This window comes from Bacillus sp. JJ1609, assembly GCF_036967045.1.
Classification (GTDB): Bacteria; Bacillota; Bacilli; order Bacillales; family Cytobacillaceae; genus Mesobacillus.
This window is the reverse complement of the sequence record NZ_JBALSS010000050.1, coordinates 1-2,853: the sequence shown is the minus strand read 5'-3', so window position 1 is coordinate 2,853 and position 2,853 is coordinate 1. Positions and strand designations below refer to the sequence as shown.

Here is a 2,853-nt window from a genome sequence, read left to right as displayed (position 1 = left end):
CCAGGTCCTCATTTGGCATTTTTCTTTTTAAGGTAGAAAGAAAGCGTGAAGGGTTGGCCTTTCGTCCCCGTCTCCTTTGAGGAACGGAGATAAAGAGGTTCCTTTGGGCACGCGTTACTGCTACATATAGCAGGCGTCTTTCTTCTTCAAGCGGCTGAGGGTCACCATTCCGATAGGAATCTAAGGCGTAATCATGCGGGATGCTTCCGTCCACTGTACCGATTATATAGACGTTTTCATATTCCAGGCCCTTTGATCGATGGATCGTACTCAGTGTGACTGCGTCAGTTATATTTTTGCTGCTTCGTTTTATCTCTGCATTCATTGCAGTCATATGGTCTGCATGCTCGATAAACTCTGCGACAGTTTTAAAATGGCGGGCTGCCACTTTCATATCTCGGATGTCGTCCGAACCCTTCTCAAGCTGATTGCCTTCGTTTCCGCGCTTTTTGATAAAATCCTGGTAACCAAGGTCCTTCTCAACGATATCAATAGCTGTTACAGGAGGTAACGACGAGAGAGAACGGACAATCGGAATAAGCTTCTTGAGCTTCTGCTCCTGGAATGCAAATCCTGTTTTTACATGTGCCAGTGCCTCAAGCATCGAGCAATCATTCAGGATGCTGTTTGCCTGAAGGTCCCGGAAAATGGATTGCTTCAAGAAGAGGGAAGGAAGAATATTTTTAACTGCTTCTGAATCATCAGAGTTCAGGCTTAATCTTAAAAAAGAAAGCATACCTTTTACCATGAATCGTTCATAGAAGGATTCTATATCCTGGTCAACACGAAATGGCAGACTCGAATTGGCCAGCCTTTCAAACACAGCCCTGCTGCCGGCATTTGTACGGAACAGGATGGCAAAGTCGCCTGGTCGCGCACCTTTTTCAATCCGTTCCTGGATATCGGTGAGGATCATTGTCGCTTCTTCTTCCTCGTCATATGGATGGAAAAGTACCGGCGGGCATTCGCCTGAAAACTGGGCCTTCATTTCCTTATCATGGCGGACGATATTTGCTGATATGACCGTGTTCGCTGTCTCGACGATCTCATGCGGAGACCGGTAATTTTGATTTAGGACGATCAATTTTGTATTTTTAAAGTCATCTTTGAACATGAACAAATAGGCTGGATCACTGCCGCGAAAAGAATAGATCGATTGATCATCATCACCAACTGCACAGACATTGCCTGTTTTGCTGGAAAGCATTTTTACCAATTCATACTGAACCTTATTAATATCCTGGAATTCATCGATCAAAAAATACTGAAAACGATTTTGGTAGTTTTCATGAATATCAGGCTGCTCTTTAAAGAGTTTATAACAGCCTAAAAGCATGTCATCAAAATCGAACATCCGCTGTTTTTCTTTGGCAGATTCATAGTCTTTATAAAGAAGAGCCACTTTTTCTTCCCACGGCGATTCAGGCTTAACCTTATCTGGCATGATCATCGTGTTTTTCCAAAGTCCGATTTGCTGTAGGGCGAGATCATAAGCAAATTCCTTATCGTCGAGCTGAAGCTTTCTGCCTGCTTCTTTTAAAATTTGTTCCCGCTGCCAATCCTTTTTCATTAGCTTGTCCGACGACCATTTTTCACGTTCGTGGAAGCAAAGAATCCTGTAGAAAATACTATGGAATGTACCGGCAACGAGCTGATTAACTCTGCCAGGGGTCATGCCAGGATACTGAGTGATCCGTTTTTTCATTTCAGAAGCTGCCTTTGCCGTAAAAGTCACAAGCATAATGGAGGCAGGGGCAATCTTTTTTTCTTCAAGCATGAATGCTGTCCTTGCTGTCAGCACCCTTGTCTTACCGCTTCCTGCACCTGCAAGTATCAATAACGGTCCCTCTGTACTGATGATGGCTTGTTCCTGATTACCATCAAATTGAGTACCAGCTTCCTTCAATTGTCTTAAATAATTTAGTTTAGCTCCAGGCTTAGCCGGAGGAATGGGTGTAAAAGGTGAGGGAATCTTAATTTCCCGAGGAGCGATAAAATTTTGGTCTTTTTCTGCCTCGGCAGTAATCGATCTTGATTTAGGGATGCGAAACCCATTCTTTTCAATATATTCGATTTTTTCCTTTACTTTTTCTGGCGGTGAAGATGGATCGTTTAGGTCTGAACAGTCTTCCTTCTTCGAGAGATGATGATAGAAATGAGGCTTGTTCTGTATTCCTAAATAAAGTCGGACCGGATCCCCACATTCAGAACAAGTAAGCATGCCTTTTTTTCCATCATCATAGAGCTTCTGGTAGTCCTCACGATTATACTGTTCAAGGCTGATGATCTGCTGGTTGTATTTAGCCGTCTTCATGTTTAATCCTCATTTCCGTCCAAAAATAGCACAATCTTTATCATAACAGAATAAGATTTTTAACAAAAGGCTGTTTTGTTTAAGATTGATGTTTAGCCGAATAGGAAAATCGAACGAAAAATAAATTGTTAGGTGCTCTTTTCCCTAAGAACTTAACAAAAAGTAAAATAGTAGGTTTACTACGGACAGAAAAAGGGGAAATCTTCAGAAAGGTATAGTGAGAGTAAAAATCATTTATTAATATAATTTTTTATCAAAAAAATAAGTTCTTGGGGGAAATCATAATGGGATATATTCTTCCGGTAACGAATTATCAATATATGCAATATGCAGAACGAGAAGTAGGATTGGATTACGATCCATTCCAAATAGGAAAAGTATCAAGAATCCGCAAAGAAGATCCAGTGCAAAAAGGCCAGGATGAGCAGTTTGCCATGAGCCCTTTGAAAAAAGAAATGGAACAACAACCAGTAGCACGCATGCAAAAAGCTGTTCCGGAATTTAACTATGCCAGAACCGATCTAGTTTATAAAAAAAGA

At 41.4% G+C, this 2,853-nt stretch carries 1 protein-coding gene and 1 pseudogene; one reads left to right on the top strand and one right to left on the bottom strand.

Annotated features, from left to right (window positions below; genetic code table 11):
• Positions 1 to 2,314, bottom strand: a 2,314-nt coding sequence (locus V7654_RS23555; protein ID WP_335433319.1) for an ATP-dependent helicase, incomplete at its 3' end; no start/stop codon positions are given.
• Positions 2,315 to 2,598: 284 nt separating this feature from the next.
• Between V7654_RS23555 and V7654_RS23550 the strand changes: the two are divergent.
• A pseudogene (locus V7654_RS23550) lies at positions 2,599 to 2,853 on the top strand (hypothetical protein); the annotation flags it as partial.